This window comes from Pedobacter sp. HMWF019 (assembly GCF_003061025.1).
In the GTDB taxonomy this organism is placed as follows: Bacteria; Bacteroidota; Bacteroidia; order Sphingobacteriales; family Sphingobacteriaceae; genus Pedobacter.
On record NZ_QAIL01000381.1, the window covers coordinates 1 to 16,463 of the forward strand.

14 protein-coding genes are annotated in these 16,463 nt (G+C 39.8%); 2 read left to right on the forward strand and 12 right to left on the reverse strand.

Annotated elements, in window-relative coordinates:
* Positions 1–98: 98 nt before the first annotated feature.
* From DBR11_RS20835 to DBR11_RS20870, 8 genes are all read right to left on the reverse strand, one after another.
* The gene (locus tag DBR11_RS20835; protein ID WP_108554547.1) at positions 99–497 is read right to left on the reverse strand and encodes an AraC family transcriptional regulator; all 399 of its coding nucleotides are present in this window, start codon (positions 495–497) and stop codon (positions 99–101) included.
* Between the two features lie 70 nt (positions 498–567).
* The gene (locus DBR11_RS20840) at positions 568–1,866 is read right to left on the reverse strand and encodes a DUF255 domain-containing protein (RefSeq protein WP_108554548.1); all 1,299 of its coding nucleotides are present in this window, start codon (positions 1,864–1,866) and stop codon (positions 568–570) included.
* A gap of 77 nt (positions 1,867–1,943) precedes the next feature.
* Positions 1,944–3,449, reverse strand: coding sequence for a RagB/SusD family nutrient uptake outer membrane protein (locus tag DBR11_RS20845; RefSeq protein WP_108554549.1), 1,506 nt, complete (start codon positions 3,447–3,449; stop codon positions 1,944–1,946).
* A 10-nt stretch (positions 3,450–3,459) separates the two neighbouring features.
* Positions 3,460–6,846: a SusC/RagA family TonB-linked outer membrane protein gene (locus tag DBR11_RS20850; RefSeq protein WP_108554550.1), complete on the reverse strand. Its 3,387-nt coding sequence runs from the start codon at positions 6,844–6,846 to the stop codon at positions 3,460–3,462.
* Between the two features lie 186 nt (positions 6,847–7,032).
* On the reverse strand, positions 7,033–8,184 hold the full coding sequence (locus DBR11_RS20855; RefSeq protein ID WP_108554551.1) for a FecR family protein: 1,152 nt from the start codon (positions 8,182–8,184) through the stop codon (positions 7,033–7,035).
* Between the two features lie 84 nt (positions 8,185–8,268).
* A complete protein-coding gene (locus tag DBR11_RS20860) occupies positions 8,269–8,868 on the reverse strand; it encodes an RNA polymerase sigma factor (RefSeq protein WP_108554552.1) in 600 nt (199 codons plus the stop codon).
* A 235-nt stretch (positions 8,869–9,103) separates the two neighbouring features.
* Positions 9,104–10,348, reverse strand: coding sequence for a Y-family DNA polymerase (locus tag DBR11_RS20865; RefSeq protein ID WP_108554553.1), 1,245 nt, complete (start codon positions 10,346–10,348; stop codon positions 9,104–9,106).
* Complete coding sequence (locus tag DBR11_RS20870) at positions 10,348–10,734, reverse strand: S24 family peptidase (protein WP_146186608.1); 387 nt, start codon at positions 10,732–10,734, stop codon at positions 10,348–10,350. The genes DBR11_RS20865 and DBR11_RS20870 overlap by 1 nt, the downstream gene beginning before the upstream one ends.
* 293 nt (positions 10,735–11,027) lie before the next feature.
* Here DBR11_RS20870 and DBR11_RS20875 point away from each other — a divergent pair, with 293 nt between their 5' ends.
* Together DBR11_RS20875 and DBR11_RS20880 are read left to right on the forward strand one after the other, a co-directional pair.
* On the forward strand, positions 11,028–11,561 hold the full coding sequence (locus tag DBR11_RS20875) for a hypothetical protein (protein ID WP_108554555.1): 534 nt from the start codon (positions 11,028–11,030) through the stop codon (positions 11,559–11,561).
* A gap of 171 nt (positions 11,562–11,732) precedes the next feature.
* Complete coding sequence (locus DBR11_RS20880; RefSeq protein WP_146186609.1) at positions 11,733–12,701, forward strand: hypothetical protein; 969 nt, start codon at positions 11,733–11,735, stop codon at positions 12,699–12,701.
* A gap of 4 nt (positions 12,702–12,705) precedes the next feature.
* Here the strand turns inward: DBR11_RS20880 and DBR11_RS20885 are convergent, their stop codons facing one another.
* Genes DBR11_RS20885 through DBR11_RS20900 form a run of 4 tightly spaced genes read right to left on the reverse strand, consistent with a single transcriptional unit; the run spans position 12,706 to position 16,463 of the window.
* Positions 12,706–13,713 (reverse strand): hypothetical protein, encoded by a 1,008-nt coding sequence (locus DBR11_RS20885; RefSeq protein ID WP_108554557.1) that lies wholly within the window; start codon positions 13,711–13,713, stop codon positions 12,706–12,708.
* Positions 13,714–13,726: 13 nt separating this feature from the next.
* Positions 13,727–14,683, reverse strand: coding sequence for a hypothetical protein (locus tag DBR11_RS20890; protein WP_108554558.1), 957 nt, complete (start codon positions 14,681–14,683; stop codon positions 13,727–13,729).
* 10 nt (positions 14,684–14,693) lie between these two features.
* A complete protein-coding gene (locus DBR11_RS20895; RefSeq protein WP_108554559.1) occupies positions 14,694–15,593 on the reverse strand; it encodes a hypothetical protein in 900 nt (299 codons plus the stop codon).
* 30 nt (positions 15,594–15,623) lie between these two features.
* The gene (locus DBR11_RS20900; RefSeq protein ID WP_108554560.1) at positions 15,624–16,463 is read right to left on the reverse strand and encodes a hypothetical protein; all 840 of its coding nucleotides are present in this window, start codon (positions 16,461–16,463) and stop codon (positions 15,624–15,626) included.

A 16,463-nucleotide genomic window follows, 5' to 3' on the forward strand; every position in this document is an offset into this window, starting at 1 on the left:
GTCTTATATGTAGAATCGTTGATCAATTCTTTCTGACCGTAGGAATAATTTGCCCCGAACAGAAAGATCAGATATACCAGCAATTTTTTCATTTACTTTTATTTATTAAAATACATTTCGTTTGCTTTTCTAAATTCTTTATACTTTTTAGGCTGCAATCCTGTTGCTTTTTTAAATACCCTAGAAAAATATGCTGCATCATATATTCCTAGTTCATTGGCAATTTCCTTTATAGACATATCTGTTTCTAAAAGCAGTACAACCGCTTCTTTATATACTCTATGCTGTACCAATTCAAAGAGTGTTTTACCCCGCAGTCTTTTCACTTTTGAATTAAGAACCTTTTTACTTACAAACAATTGGTCTGCATAAAAGCTAATTATCTTATTTTCTTTGAAATGTTTATCTATTAGACTATCTAAATTATTCATCAAAATAGCATCTGGCGGAATAAACCCCTTTTGAAAACAAGGAATTTCGAGATTTTCAGTTATCATAGAAATATTATTGTATAATTTAAATTCAAATTATCGAAACTCAGCGCAATAGATTTGCAGCTAGAACTTACTACTCCCAAGTGGGTTGGTTATTGTGCATTTTCTCTAATACTTTTCGATAACTTATCACTCTATTTTCATCTTTCAAGTCAGTAGCTAAGGTTAATGCTCGTTGTTCCTGTTGTATAGCCTCTTCTTTTTTCCCAGATTTGTAAAGCAAATTTGCATAGGTATCTATCCAGGTATGATGTTCTGGATGAGCTTTCAATATAATCTCCATATAACTCATTCCTTTTCTTAAATATTTGGGATCATCACTGTGCATAAATATGGTAGTAAACACTATTCCATTTATGCCACTTGCGGCCCAAGTAGCTGTATCAATACCTTGCATGTCCAAATACTGTGTAGTATATTTTACAGCATTAGGCCAATCTTGTTTGTGAGTATACCAGTTATATTTTGTAGTGACTAATAATCTATATGCAGTATTATTTCCGTAAGCATTTTTAAGTTTTCGTTCTAATGTAAACCAATCTGGCTGTTTTGTTACATATTTTCCTAATGGCATAATCATGGGGTCTATCTCCGTTTTTGTAATCAAATAATCCGAAAATTTCTTTGCAAAACCTTTCTGATCGAGTAGTTGATCGGATTTACTTTGATATTGGATGATATATCTCACTACTTTATCCTTAGAAGTAAAAAGTTGCTGAAACTCAACCATAAAATCACGTACTTCTTTATTGAATGATTGTGTAGGCTCAGTTACATCTAGTACCTTAGTTTTATAAGTTTTGGCGATATCAATTGCTATAGAATCTTTATACTCCTTTGCCTTCAAAGAAAGTCGGAGAAGTTGTGAATATTTTAACTTACCTGCTTTAAATGATGCAATTTGATTACTGTAATTAAGTGCAGGATCATTTACGTCTTTGATTAAATTGGCAAACTGATTTACATCTTTGTATCCAAGATCTTTGTAAATCAATTGACCATCAGGAGTGAGAAATAACAACGTTGGAAAGGCATCAATATGGAAAGTGCTCATTAAATGCTCTGCATCTGTATACCAGCTTTTAATTTGATTATTATCGTTCTTGGATTGATCAAATTGTACTTTTACGGCTATATAGTTAGTATTCATTAATGCTCCTATTTTCTGATCGGTATAGACTTCAGCATCCATTTTTTTACACGGACCGCACCAGGTTGCATATGCGTCTATAAAAATGTTCTTATGTTCTGCTTTTGCCTTTGTTAGTAATTGTTGCCAATTCTCAAAAACTTGGAAGGTAATTCCTTGATCATTTTGCGCCTGAGTTAATGTTGGAAATAGCCAACAGAATAAGAAGACAATCTTTTTCATTTTGATTTTTTTTAAATTGAGTTCACCCTAATGGAGTTGTCTCCATCAGGGATGAACATTAAACAAGAGAGGCGTTTTTAATTTGTATATCCAGAATTTTGAGTTAGTGCAGGATTAAGTAGAATATCACTTGCCGGTATTGGAAAAAGGCTTTTATAATGCGCCCAGGTACCGCCTTTGTAGCTTTCAGCAGTGATCATAGCAGCGTCAATATTTCCTGTCCGTATTAAATCAAACCAACGATGCCCCCACTCTGAAAATAGTTCTACTCGACGTTCGTTTAAGATAATCGGCCTAAGCTGAGTTTCTGTCAATGATCCCGAAAGATTTGGTAAAGGGTTTGGAACTGATGCAGTGGCCACAGCTCTGGAACGAGTGCGAAGTGCGTTCAAATCTTCAACCGATCCAGCGGTATTTCCTTGTTCGTTTCTGGCTTCTGCTCTAATGAGATATTGTTCTGCTAATCTGAAAACGATGGCATATTCTTTTAGATTTTCAAACTTAGAATCGTCAGGCAGATCAGAAAATGATATTTTATATTTAGCAGGATAAGGGAAAGTATCTGTTCCTTCTGTTAAGATACCGATCCATGAATCTTTACGTGCATCACCAGGTTCAAAACTGCTCATTAGTGATGAAGATATAAGCAGTGGATGATCGCCATTAGGTCCATCGCTATTTAAGATAAATAATCCACCTTCTCTAGTATTGAAATTGTTGTTTACTGGTTGTAAAGCCCAAATAGTTTCTGAGCTATTTTTAAGGAAAACAGCGTTTAAATTGGTAAAACTATATCGGTCTGATTGGTTAATCACTTTTGTAGCCGCAGCTTCTGCCAGTGCATAATTTTTCTGATATAAATAAACTCTTGCTTGTAGTGCATTTACAGTGCCCAGATTGGGCCGTGTGCGTTCTGAGCTAATTTTGGTTACATCAATTGTAGCTACATAACTATTGTCAAGTAAGCCCTCAGCTTGCGTCAAATCAGAGTTAATCTGCTTATACACATCTGCTGTAGGTGTACGTGCCAAATGTGAATTTTCATCGTATTTAGTCGTAAGTATCAATGGCACATCTCCAAAGATATTTGTTAAGTAAAAATAACAAAAGGCCCGCATAAAATAGGCTTCTCCTAAAAGTCTTTTACTTACGGCTGGTTTAAGGTCTGTGTTATTCGTCAGTGCTGCTATCGAGGCATTAATATTGTATAGCATTCCATAAACTTTTGTCCAATAAGGGGTTCCAGAGGCTAAATATTGCGGTTCTAACGAATTTTGATAATAGCTTCTAAAGGCATCGTTAACGGTTATATCATACATAACTAAATTATCTGCGGATAATTCTTCTAATAAAGAAATAGCAGGTAGGTTTAGAGTAGAAAAATAGTTATCGCTCATTTGTGCGTATATACCTGTTAACACTGCTGTTGCTGTTGTATTGTCTTTGTATGCGCTTTCCGTACTGGTTTTAGTCGGCGGAGTATCTACTTCGACATTTTTTTTGCATGAGCTAAATATAAGGCTCGTAACTGTAAGCATTACTACAGATAAGATCCTGATTGAAAAAGATTTATATAAATTCATATTCAATTTTTTAAAGGGTAATTTGAATGCCTAAAGTCATAATTCTTAATGGTGGCAATGCACTAATGGCATGTGTTTCAGGATCACTACCAATAAAATTTGTGAACGTTAATAAATTTTGACCTTGCATGAATATCCTAGCTTGAGTAATTTTAACACGATTTAACCATAGCGTTGGTACTGAATACGACAAGGATATATTCTTTAAACGAACGTATGAGGCTCCTACATAGCCTTCATCACTTGCCACCGCCGCACTATACGGCGTCCTGGTTTGCGAAAGATCTGTAGTAAATTTTTGTATATCTGTTATATCTCCTACTTTCTGCCACCGCCTCAAAACTGAAGTCGGCTGATTAAGTACACTTGCTCCAGGGAACTTTCCAAACTTATAGTTTTGACCTATCTGATTCACGAATTGAAAGAAGAAATCTAGTTGAAAGTTTTTATACTGTAGATTATTTGCTAATCCGCCAAAGAATTTTGGATTTGGATCTAACAATACGGTTCGGTCTGTTGTGTAATCAGGATTAGAGGTTGTTTTTCCAGTATGGTCAATGAATTGATATAATCCTGTAGTTGAGTTTACACCAGCAAATTTATAAACCTTCATAATATTGATCGGCTGTCCTATTATGTATAAATCAGCATAAGAACTGCTTGCCAATCCGGGAAAAGCAATCAGCTTATTTCTTTGGAAACTGATATTAAATGAAGAATGCCAATTAAAGTCTTTTGATTTAATTGCTGACAGATCAAGCTGGGCTTCAAAGCCTTTATTCTGCACTGTGGCCGGGAAATTTTGATCTACAGAGCCGAAGCCTGTAATATCAGGCAAACGATAACCAATTAACTGATTAGATGATCGATTGCTGTAATAATTTACACTTAGTAAAATCCTATCTTTCAAAAAACCTAAATCCATTCCTATATTGAGCTTGCGAGTTTCTTCCCATTGTAGTAAGGGGTTTGCAATACTGGATTGAATTAGGCCGACGCTTTGACCATAAGGAATATCCACACTGTAAGGAGTTAATAAACTTAAATACCTATAGTTTCCAATCTGATCATTTCCTGTAGTACCGTAGCTGGCTCTTATCTTACCAGTACTTAACCAACTCAAATTATTTCTTAATATGTTCTCATCACCAAATAACCAGGCACCACCTATAGCATAAAACGTGTGTAATTTATTTTCATCACCAAATCTGCTGCTACCATCTCTACGCGCCGTTAGATTAATGATATATTTATTGTCAACGCGATAATTGATACGACCGAAAAGGGCGTTATATTTATAAAGTGTTTTATCTACTTGGTTTAAGATAATACCAGAAGCACCTAAGAGACTTCCTAATTGTGCATCGTTAGTGTACCCTGTACCGGTTTGCGATAATAAATCGTTTCTTGTTTGTTGAAAGCTGCTCCCAATCACTGCATCGATTACGCCATACTTTGTTTCTTTAGTATAAGTAATTTGAGGCTCGATACTCCAAGAATTGATTGAATTAGTAAGAAAACTTGCGGACCTTGTTTGCGCAAAGAAATCCGGTCTCACTGCTGTCAGTGGATTCGTCAAGATTTCATCACCTGACAATCGATTAAAACCCATTACTGTTTTAACTTGTAAGCCAGGAATAATCTCATAGCCAATGGTATTATTTGCTATGAGATTACTGTTATTTCCTTTATAACGGCTCTGTGTAGCTGCTAATGGATTATTAAAGCTATACTTTAATGGGTTGTTTGGAAAGGGTTCCCAATTTAATGTTCCATCTGCATTATAGAGCGCGGGCGCATTTGGAGCCAGTTTTGTTGCCTGGTCCATTAGATCAAATGCACCCAATGTGTTTTTATCTTGAAGATAGACGGCAGAGATATTATAATGAAATTTATTATTTGCTGAGTTGTGATTTAAATTCAAATGAACATTCCCTTTTATATCTCCAAGATTAGCCGGATAAACGGTTGTCTGCCTGTTATAACCATAACTAACTAAGAATTGGGTATTAGCACTACCACCCGAAATAGATGCTTGAAGATTTGTGAAACGTGCTGTATTTCCTACCAATGCTTTTTGCCAATCAGTATATCTGTTTTGATCCCAAAAAATCAAATCATAATTAGAGCTATTTGCACTATTTGGAGAAGTTGGAATTGCTTGTCCAGCATTGGCATAGGCTTCTTTACGCATTTCCAAATATTGTTGTGTATTTAAGAAATTTAGTTTATGATCTATTTCGCCCCAGCCGTTTTGTAAGTTCACATCTATTTTGGTTTTTCCAGATTTTCCTTTTTTTGTTGTGATCAAAATGGCCCCGTTAGCCGCTCTGGAACCATATATAGCTGTAGCATCCGCGTCTTTTAATACAGTGATACTTTCTATATCCACCGGATTAATAAAATTAAAAGTACTTCCTCCAATACTTCCATAAGCACTATTTGCAAGAGAATTAGTAAACTGTGGTGTGTAAGGCACTCCATCAATTACATAAAATGGATCACTCCCATTTCCAAGAGAGTTAATACCTTGAATATTCACTTTTACATTACTTCCACTTACCCCAGATGATTGTTGTATGAATAAGCCTGGAACACGGCCCTGTAGGGCTAATAAAGGATTGTTAACAGGTTGCTTTGCAATATCTGCTGCTGTTACTATTCCTACGTTATTGGTACTGTATTTTTTAAGCTGGGTACCATATGCAATGATCTGAATCTCTTTCAGTGCAGAATCAACTTCCTTTAGGATAATATCTTTTATCGCAGAATTTTTATAGGAAACTTGCCTACTTTCATGTCCGATCATCCGGATAAGTAATGTGCCATTTGCTGGCACATTTACAAAGCGAAATCTGCCTTTTTGATCGGTTACTGTTCCTGTATTGTTTAATTCTGTCAAAATAACTGTCGCACCCTCTAATGGCCGCCTCTTATCATCTAACACTATTCCATTCAGCTCTCTTTGCTGTTCTTCCACCGTTTCTCTGGAGCTTTTTTTTTCAGCTTCAGGTTTCAGCTTAATGACAATCATGTTAGGCTTCAACTCAAAGCTGAAAGGTTGATTGGAAAAGATTTGTTGTAGAGCTGTTTCAAGAGGCACTGAATTAAGGGTGAGGGTAATAGGTTTAGCTAATTTGGTGTTTGCGGCACGCAACATGTACATATATCCGGTTTGTTCTCTTACACTGCTGAGTACGTCTGTCAAATCGGCATTTTTTACATTCAATGTAACTTGCTGTTGTGCATAGATATTGGCAGATACTTGTAGGCTCAGGGCGAGTAAAAGTAGAACGATTTTGGACATGACAATACATTTAACTAGAGGTCTACTTAAAGATCGGCATTTTGGCAAAATAATGCGCATACCTTTGCCTCGATGAATTGAAAAATTCATAAATTGGTGGTTTAATTGTTGGTTTTTTCACGTGGTGTCTATTGATTCTTGTGTTCAAGAGCACTGCGTGGTTTAGTTGATTGGTTGCATTCTCTGTAACAGGATATAAAAACCGACTTACCGGGAGTGTTCCTACCACTTCCGGTTATTTTCTATCCCCGTCTGATTTTGGTTGTTTTCTGTTTTCTACTTTCCGATATAGACGAGCCTCCTTCCGTTTTTAATGAGTTTAAATTTTAAATCTGCGTTTGTGTCAAGGATTTCTATAATTCTGTTGAGCGTTAGGCTCCGTGTGAGTTCTGCATCTAAAGGAACATCTGGCAGGTTGCTATAATCTACCTCGATATTATACCATCTTTCAATTTGTTGCATAGCCTGTTTGAGCGGGGTATGTCTAAAGACAAACAACCCGTCTATCCAGGCAATTTCCTGTTTGATTTTAACGTGTCTAATGGTGAAGCCGCTTGATAATAGCGCGGCTTGCTGATTGGGGAGTAATGGTTGGCGTTTGCCAGTTGAGGGCTGAAGAAGTGTTACACTGCCTTCGGCAAGTGTAGTTTTCACGGTATCGGCGGGATAGGCGCTCACATTAAAGTGGGTGCCGGTTACGGTGATTTGTTGGTCTTTTACCTGTACATGAAATGGTTGCTTTGGATTTTTTGCGACTTCGAAATATCCCTCTCCTACAAGGGTAACGTTTCTACTAGAGCCAGTAAAGCGGTCGGGAAACGATATTGAACTAGTCGCATTTAGAAAAATGCGCGTACCGTCTGCAAGGACCAGGCGGTATTGACCGCCTGCCGGTGTGCTGATGGTGTTCATACTTTTAGATTCCTCATGTAATTTGCCTTCCGCTTTACTGCTGCTCTGTTGGTAGTAGCTTACAACGCCTGCGGCGCTGTTGTTTGTAATGCTGCCTCCGCCGGTTATGGTGGCCACCGCGCCGTTGGAGTGTGCATTTAAAACTATTTTCTGTCCATTGCCCAGGGTGAGTATGGCTTTGTTTCCACCCGGTGCTACGTCATTGAATACGGTTTTGGTGTGAATGTCTTTGTCATGAATCAATGCAAAACGGATCATAAAGCCTAACCCGATGATTAAAAGGATTGCCGCTGCATAGCGCAATACGGGCAGGTAATGTACAGTCGGTTGTTGTACATGTAATGCTTTCCAAACTCTGTTTTCAACTTGGTCTAAGTTTTGGGAAGATGCAGCGCTAGGGAGCTGTTCAGCCAATTGGTTATAAAGACTGTTTAATAAGGTAACCTCTTCTGGGCTTGCAGTGCCTGAAGTATACTTTTCTAGTAGCTGTTCAAACTCGATTTGGTTCTCGTTCATCCTTATTTTGACAATCTGGTTGCTATTATGAATGGAGACGGATCAGGATATGGAAAGTACTAGTCTTACCTAAAAAATATTTTTTTATTTTTTATGCCACCAGAGGATGAGCCACATGAGGTTTAACAGGAACATATCGGATAAGCCTCTCCGTAGTTTTTCCATCGCGGTAGTTATTACGTTTTTAACCGTTTGTTGGGATAGTCCTTGTGCTTCTGCAATTTCTTTATTGCTGAGGTATTGTTGTCGGCTCATTTTAAAAATGGCTTTCATCCGTGGTGGCAGGTTCTCTATTTCTTTTTCTATTTGACGGATGAGGTCATTTTCTATCACTTGGTTATCTGTGCTGTACTCACCTTTGGCATATATATCTTTAAAGGCGGTTATATAGTCTATACGTGTTTTCTTGCTTCGGGCTAGGTCTATATGTATGTTTCTGATGCTTTTAAAGAGATAGGATTTTATGGAGGTGATCTCTAGCTGGTCTTTTTTTTCGAGCAGGTTGGCAAACAGTTGCTGGGTAGCGTCTTCTGCCTGTTGCTCATCGGCCAACATTTTATGACTGAAATGATAGATCGGCTTAAAGTAATGTCTGTAAATCAGCTCAAAAGCATTGGGGGCTTGGTGGAGCCATAACGCCGTGAGCTGTTCATCCGTATACGCATCGTTTTTACTTTTCCTCATTGTTGGGAATGTGTTACTGATCTGTGTCTTTTTTGTTTCTTTTAAAGTTAGAAAGTTAAAAGCCTAAAACCAAATATCACAATTATTTATCTGAGCGGCAAGGTGATCGCTGTTTTGAACTTTGCTAAAAATAAACCTCACCGACTGAAAGCAGCATTTATGAGTACTCGTTTTGCATTGTTCGTAAACGGCTACAAAGATGTGATTTTTTGTTTTTTATTCGGTTAATGTGATGTTAATGTATTTCAATTATATCATCCCAATGGGTGGTGTAATTGGGTGATAGATACTTTCTTTTCATGGCCCAGCGGTGGTTTTTGCCTTCGGAGGCGAGTTTGACGGTTCCTTTTCCAAATCTTTGGTTAAGATGATCGAGGGCGGTGCTTACTTTGTCGAATTTTTCGCCCTGGTATTTTGCAAAGAGGTGGAGTTGTACTTCTGCTTCTGGTAGTAGGCCGCTAAAGGTGATTTCTACTTTTTGGTATAGGTGATTTTTTTTGAAGATGCAGCGTAGGCCGGCTTGGGCCATACGCACCAGGTCTATGGTGTTGTTTACGGGGTGGTGTAGTGGTATGGCTATGCAGGGACAAAAAAGTGGTTCATCTTTTTTAAATCGGCCTGCAATCAGGCGAACGTGTAATATGCTGGTGCATAGTTTTTCTTTCCGGAGTTTTTCTGCTAGTCTGGTGGTGTAGTTGGTGGTGGCTTCGCGTAGCTCTGCATAATCGTTGGTGACTTTGCCAAAGCCTTTTGCGGTGCTAATGATTTGTTTGGGATCGGATACGGTGATGAGTGGTATGCAGCTTTGCCCCCAGAGTTCGCGCCAGGTCCTGGCTCCGGTTACGGTCATGTTTTTTTCTACCCAGGCTAATGGTAGGGATCGGAACTGTTGGGCGGTGTGGATGTTCATGCTCTGGAGCTTTTTGGTGTATTGGCCACCTATGCCCCAAAGGTCTTCTACGGGATAGTGTTCTAGGGCCGTGGTAACGGCTTCTGGCTGGTCTAGCACGAGGGTGCCGTTTTGTTTTTTGGCGAGTTTATTGGCGGCTTTGGCTAGGGTTTTGGTGGCGGCTACGCCTATGCTGATGGGGATACCGGTGTTGTGTACAACGGTATCTCTGATGGTGTTGGTGTATTGGTGCAGGTCTTTGAATCCGCTGAGGTCCAAGAAACATTCATCGATGCTATAGACTTCTACGGATGGGCTGAAGCGGGCAAGGTTTTGCATCACTCTTGCGCTCATATCTGCATACAGGGCGTAATTGCTGCTGTAGGCTTTGATGTTGAAGTGTTGTACTTCTGGATAGATTTTATCGTAGATAATACCCATCGGGATGCCAAGGGCTTTGACTTCGTTGGACCTGGCGATTACGCATCCGTCATTGTTGGACAGCACAACAACGGGTTTGTCTATGTACTGTGGTTCAAATAGTCGTTGACAGGATACATAGAAGTTGTTGCAGTCTGCTATGGCAAACATTATTTGTGCAGGTTATGGCAGGTCCAGGTGATAACGCCCCATAGGGTGTATCTGGTTTGGGTGTGCCGCAGGTTAATGAGGTTGTTTTGTTTGTCGGATAGTAATACGTCTTGCTGGTGGAGCAATACTTCTCTGATCATCCAGGTGCCTTCTGCGTGGCAGATTACGGTGGCTCCGTGGTAGAGCCGGATGGATTTGTCTACGATGAGGATGTTGTTGTCGCGGATGTGGAATTTGTTCAGCTCTTCTCCCCTGGCTCTGAAGTAGTGGGTGTTGGTGGGGTCTGTGATCAGGAGCTGCGAGATATGGAGGCGCTTTTGTGTGTAATCTTGTGCGGGTGATGGGAAGCCGCTGGTGGCTCCGGGTTGCTGTAATGGTTCATACATTTCGTTTTCTCTTTCACTTAGTAATTGCAGCATGAGGTCTGTTTTGGCTCAATATTACTACATTATTTTTTCTTTTTACTAAGTTTTTTAGCATTTTGATTTGTATTATATGTGAGATCCCGGATCAGGTCCGGGATCTCTGCCCTGATCGGGCATCCTCATCGTTTTTTGCGTGGGGTGTGTATAACACGTTTGTGTTATTTTTCCTTTAACAAGCTGGTAACGTCGTGGGATGGCTCATTGAGGTAATTTACGGTCAGTTTGTTAATGGTTTAACTTAAAAATTGATAAAGATGATGAAACGTGAATTTTTTTTAATTGGGCTGGTGGTGTTGTTTTCTGGTTGTTATATGGCTACGGGCAACAGGACGATGGATAAGACGCTGGCGTTTGATTTGGTGAAAAAGGCGATTATGTTGAGCGATACGGTCTATTTCGATCTGTATACAGGTAATTACCGTATATTAAAAAATCCGGCATTGCCTACTTTGGAACGGGAAAATTTGATTCGTGTGAACCGGGGCCGTGTGATTGGTGGTGCGCCTTATGTGTCTGTTGTGGGTTTGGGTTTGAAGGATGTGGTTTCGACTTCTCCTACGGATTCTACGGAGAAGAGGTTGCGTTTGGCGAATAAGGTGTTGTCTATTACAGGGATCACGCAGGATGAGGAAAATGGCTTTCCGGCTGCTTCTGTGGGCTACCGGATTGAGTATAAGGATATTTCGCGCTTAGCGTTATTTCAATCTGAAGATTTCCTGGCGGCTACGGGTACGGCGAGGTTTCAATATAAAAATGGGAAGTGGGTGCGGATTCATATTTCTAGGTAAGTTTTTTTGTGGGTTTCGAATTACTCACAAGATAGGGAGCGAAGGAGGTGTAATGCCTCCTTTCGTTTTTTTAGGGTGTTTGGTTTTGTTAACTTCTTATAAACGCTTTCGCGTTAGGCTTTTCTTTAATTTGCTGTTTTATCTCATGTAATTTAAATCTTCCACTTCTGTATGAAACATGTTGTTCTTTGTTTGTCGGTTATGGCCGTGGCTTTGGCGTGTAATCGTCGCCCCAAATTATCTAATGACGAGGCGTTTTTATTGGTTAAAGAAACCCATGCTTTGGATTCTGCATGGTACATTGATTTGAAGTTGGGCAAGAGGAATATGCCGAAGCCTTCTTCTAGTTTTAGGATGTTGCGGGAGGATGGTTATTTAAACTATGCTGATCCTGATGGGCGTGGTTTTACTTTTGTGTCGCTAACGGAGAAGGGTAAACGGTTTAGGGTGCCTGGTGCTGATTCTAATCGTGTGCGTGTGGGTTTTCCTGTTTCGTGGAAGGTGTTGAGTGTTTCGGATACATTGGAGGGTGACCGTTATGTTAAGGTGGCGTATGTTCAGGTGTTGCTGGATAGTGTGTCGCCTTTTTCTGTTTGCCAGTATAATTTTGATACGGTGATGTTGTATCAGCATAAGTTTATTGATCTTAATGGTAAGTGGGTGGATCATGGGGGTGGTTATGTTGGTCCGTTGCAAATGACAATGGAGGAAGCGCGGGGATTGGCTTCGAAGGATCTGGATGCTTTTGGGCATTTGAATATTCCCAGGCATATGAGGTTGTTAACGAAAGATACTTCTTTTCAAAAGGTGGCTAAGCTGGGGTATTTAACGTTGGATTCTTCTTCTGCGTCGAAGGATTATCTTACGATTACGGGTAAGGGGATAGAGTTTGTGGAGCAGTCTTCGGATAAGGAGTACTACGTAGTAAGGACGGCTAATGTTGAGCTGGGGAAAAAGATTGAGATAGAGAATGTAATTACGCAGGGCCGAAAACAGACGGTGCTTTCTTACTGGTATGAATTGAAGGATACGACGCCTTTTTTTAATCTGAACATGCGCTCAAATCCTTACATAGGTTTTAAAGATACTTATGAACGGCGGGGCTGGAAATGGTCTAATGTGAAAAAAGAGGTGCAATAGGAGGCTATATGGCCTCCTTTTTCTTTTTTGGATATTGTAGTGGTGCTATGCTGGGGCGCTGAGTGATCTCTCCGCAGTAGATCATGGCTCTAGTATATATAAGCTGATTGTAGATCCTGCCTAGCAGGGGGATGGTGTATTCGTATCGAAAGTGGTCTTCTGCAAAGATCTCATAGAAGTATGGGAAGCGTTTTGGAAAGGTTTGCATTTCTTTTACGAAATTACGGTCTAAGTCTCCTTTGATCAATTCGTCTATGATATCGTTGAGGTGGAGCAGTAGATCTCCGTCTCCGATGAGGCTGATTTCGTAGGGCTTTTCTGGATTTGCTGGACAGGGTTTCAGGGTGTTTGATGTTAATTTTTCTAATAGTTCTTTATCGAGAATGGTTGCCATATGATTGGTTTCTGGATGATAGCCAAGGATGAGTTTGTGTTTGTTGATGAGCTTTACTTCTCTGATCAGCTCATAGAGTTCTACGATGGTGTCTATGTGGTGTGAGGATATTTGGTTTTCTTTTTCTAGGTTTCCGAACTGGATGGTGTATTGGTAGTTTGTGTTGAGGTATTCATTGATGGTGTTTTCTTGTTCCCTCTGGCTTAACATGGGGTACAGGTAATCGGGTAGGTAGTTGTAATTGCACTTTGCTTTTTTTGCTTTTTCTTTCTTGTGTTTTTTGTGGATAAGGGCTTGTAGGATTCTAATTTTACGGTGCAGTAGTTGGTTAAAGGGTTGCTTGAATTTGTCTTTTTTGATGAGCTTTTTGGTGTGGGTGTTGTGGAGGTTTTGAATTATTGTTATGATGTTGGTATCGTAATCGAGTTTGTAGAGGGTTTTAAGTTTTTTGTTTACGTTCCCTTTGCATTGCTGCATTTCGTAGCAATATCTTAGGGTTTGGTAAAGGTTGTCGGCATGGTGTATTTGTTGGTCTATGAGCTTAATAAGGTCCAACCAGAGTGCTTGCTCTGTTGGTTCAAAGGGGTATACTTGATAGAGGGCGTTGTATTGTTCCATTGTTGTTGTTTTATTAAGAGCAGAAGATGGTTTCTATACTGGGTAGGCCGATGAGCTGATTTTTTTGGTATAGCCTGGTGCTGAGTTTGCAGATGATATCTAAGAAGGTTTGTTCGTGGTGTGTGATGTAGTCTTTGTTGAAGGGGCTACTATTGAGTACTGTTTCTATGTACGGCCAGCGTTGGGGTATTTCTTGGGTGTTTTCTTTGTGGTCAATGTGTAGTGGTGCTTTTAGGATTTCTTTTATCATGTGGTTCATGATGGTGAAGATTTCTTTATCGCCAAAGAAGTACATCATGTCGTTATCCTGTATTTCATTGGCTTGTGGGGTGTGGAGTTTGAGGATAGAGAGTTTTTCTACCTGGCGTGGGTGTAACACGGCGAGGTGGGTGTGTATAAATTCGTACCAGGTGAGGGCTACTTTCTGGGTGTGGATATATTGTATTTCCCACAGGTAGTTATACAGGTCTACAAATTCTAATCGGTATTGCCGGAGTTCTTCTGCGTCTTTCCATTGTTTAAAGCATATTCTGTACAGGTGGTTGTGTTTGCCGTTTTGGATTTCTTTTTCTACGAGTTGTTTTTGTTCTTGTTGGTTGAGGACTTTGAACGGGAAGTCTTCTGGTGGGTCTACGTTGCGGTGGCCTATGGCTTCTTCTCTTTGGAGTATGGTGCTTAGTGCTGCATTGAATTGTGCGTTGCAGAAGGTATCGGTGAGGTATTTTTGGTTGTCGCTTTTATAGAAGAGTATTCTGAGTGTGGTTTTTAATTTTTCGTCGGTATTGATTTGTGCTAATCTGGCGAGTTTGCTTTCTATGTTGCCTTTGGTGTGCAGGAGTTCATACAGGTAGAATAGTGTGATCCGTGGATCTTTGCGTTGTATGAGGTGTTTTTCTACCATGTCTACGAGTGAATTGATGAGTTGATTGTTGGTGTTGATTTCTATGGCTACTGTGTTGTTGTTTTGCATATGGTGTTTTTTATAGTATGTCGATAATTTTCGGAAGTTTGGTGAGGTCTTTATTTTGAATGTAGGTTTGTATCCTGGTGAGGATGGTGAAAAATTCTTGTTCTAGTTTTTGCCTGCCTTCTGGGTACAGATAGAGGTCTGAGAGTTGTTTGAGTGGGAAGCTGAAGTACTGGCTGGGGTCTTTTGTGAGTTCTTCTAGGTTCCACTCTTCTGTTGGTTGCAGGAATTGTGCGAAGATGCTTTGTATGTATTTGAAGATTTCTTTTATGCCTTTGAAGGTGATTTTATATTTCTGTATGTCGTTGTTGATCAGGCTTTGCAGGCCGTGGGCAAATTCGAGTTCTATGGCTATGTCTTTGTGTAGTACGGTGTATTTTGTGGTGTCGAAATCGAAATAGCTGAGTGCAAAGTTGCACTTGCTGAGGTATACGAGTTTCAGGATGTAGTTGTAGAGTTGTTCTAATTGTATTTTGAAGGAGGATAGTTGTTTTTGTGTGATGTTAAATTCTACCTGGTAATAGGCTGTGGGATGTGCTTTGTGTTTTTCTTTGAGTTCTTGTTGTTGGTTGTAGTCTAAGAGTTGTATGCGTTCGTTTTTGGCGAGTGTGGTGACGCTTGTGTGCATGGCGTTGATAAACCTGCTATGTACGCTTAGGTTTTCAAAGGCTTCGCTGTTGTAGTTTTGGTACAGGTCTTGGAGCTTGCTATGGACCTGGTGATCTAGGTTTTTGTTGATGAGCAGGTCTAGTTTTTGGCGGAGGGTGCCTGGTGTATAGATGATTTTGTAAAAGGTTTCTAGTTTTTGTTGGGTGAGTTCTGATGCTTTTAAATATTGGAAGATGATGGATTCGGCATCATCTACTAACGTGGTGATGTAAGATAGGTCTGTGTTTTTGTTTGTTGTGTACATGTGGTTTGTGTTTTATGTTATTATTATGGTTTAGTAGTCGAATTTTTTGATGATGGGTAGTGTGTTTATTTGGCAGGTGTCCATACAGGTTTGTATTTGTTGGAGGCTGTGTAGGAGGCTGCTTTTTATTTTATCGCGTTGTGCTTGTGGCATGCTGATAAATTCGATTTGTCGATTGAGGTTTTCGGATAGTTTTATTCCGATTTTTAGATTTTCGTTCATGCGTTCGAGTATCCAGGTTTGGCCATAGAAAACGATGCTTTGGTCTTCTGGTGTGTTTAGTCCTGCTCTGAAGGCTTGTTTACTGTTGAGTAGTTGGGCCAGGTGCATTTCTAAGATGGTGTATTCTCCGGCTGGGTATTGTTTCCAGGTTGCGGATAGGCGTAGTTCTTCCAGATAATAGAGTTCTTTGATGATGTTATGTAGGTTATTGAGGTGTTCATGTAGGCTTTCTGCTTCGCTTTCGTAGATGGGTAGATGGCTGATGAGTGTATAGGAGGATGTTTCTTGCTTGATTTGTTCTAGTACAAAGGCGTGCTGTAGTTCGTAATCGCAGAGGTCTTTGCCACTGAGGTAAGCGAAGATCATGAGTATAAAGCCTTCGATAACTAGGGTGTTGGTTCTGGCTTCGGCGCTGAGGTTGGTGTAGATGTGGTCTATCAATTGTATTTTTTTATTGTCGATGTTGTAGTCTTTGAATTTTTTTATCTTATCGCCTACGGTGCCTGTTGTGAAGATGATGGTGTACAGGATTTCTTTTTGTGTTGGTATGGGTTGTGTTTCTAACCATCCGTCTGTTAGGAGTGTTGCTGTGGTGTTCCACAGTTCTTGTAGTTCTTGTTCGTATATATCGTTGGTTAAGATGGTCAT

What these genes read in the sequence shown, in the direction of transcription:
- DBR11_RS20850 (WP_108554550.1), bottom strand. Translation starts at nt 6,846, where the DNA reads ATGAATTTTTCAATTCATCGAGGCAAAGGTATGCGCATTATTTTGCCA.
- DBR11_RS20890 (WP_108554558.1), bottom strand. Translation starts at nt 14,683, where the DNA reads ATGCAAAACAACAACACAGTAGCCATAGAAATCAACACCAACAATCAA.
- DBR11_RS20870 (WP_146186608.1), bottom strand. Translation starts at nt 10,734, where the DNA reads ATGTATGAACCATTACAGCAACCCGGAGCCACCAGCGGCTTCCCATCA.
- DBR11_RS20860 (WP_108554552.1), bottom strand. Translation starts at nt 8,868, where the DNA reads ATGAGGAAAAGTAAAAACGATGCGTATACGGATGAACAGCTCACGGCG.
- DBR11_RS20895 (WP_108554559.1), bottom strand. Translation starts at nt 15,593, where the DNA reads ATGTACACAACAAACAAAAACACAGACCTATCTTACATCACCACGTTA.
- DBR11_RS20835 (WP_108554547.1), bottom strand. Translation starts at nt 497, where the DNA reads ATGATAACTGAAAATCTCGAAATTCCTTGTTTTCAAAAGGGGTTTATT.
- DBR11_RS20845 (WP_108554549.1), bottom strand. Translation starts at nt 3,449, where the DNA reads ATGAATTTATATAAATCTTTTTCAATCAGGATCTTATCTGTAGTAATG.
- DBR11_RS20875 (WP_108554555.1), top strand. Translation starts at nt 11,028, where the DNA reads ATGATGAAACGTGAATTTTTTTTAATTGGGCTGGTGGTGTTGTTTTCT.
- DBR11_RS20880 (WP_146186609.1), top strand. Translation starts at nt 11,733, where the DNA reads ATGAAACATGTTGTTCTTTGTTTGTCGGTTATGGCCGTGGCTTTGGCG.
- DBR11_RS20855 (WP_108554551.1), bottom strand. Translation starts at nt 8,184, where the DNA reads ATGAACGAGAACCAAATCGAGTTTGAACAGCTACTAGAAAAGTATACT.
- DBR11_RS20840 (WP_108554548.1), bottom strand. Translation starts at nt 1,866, where the DNA reads ATGAAAAAGATTGTCTTCTTATTCTGTTGGCTATTTCCAACATTAACT.
- DBR11_RS20900 (WP_108554560.1), bottom strand. Translation starts at nt 16,463, where the DNA reads ATGACCATCTTAACCAACGATATATACGAACAAGAACTACAAGAACTG.
- DBR11_RS20865 (WP_108554553.1), bottom strand. Translation starts at nt 10,348, where the DNA reads ATGTTTGCCATAGCAGACTGCAACAACTTCTATGTATCCTGTCAACGA.
- DBR11_RS20885 (WP_108554557.1), bottom strand. Translation starts at nt 13,713, where the DNA reads ATGGAACAATACAACGCCCTCTATCAAGTATACCCCTTTGAACCAACA.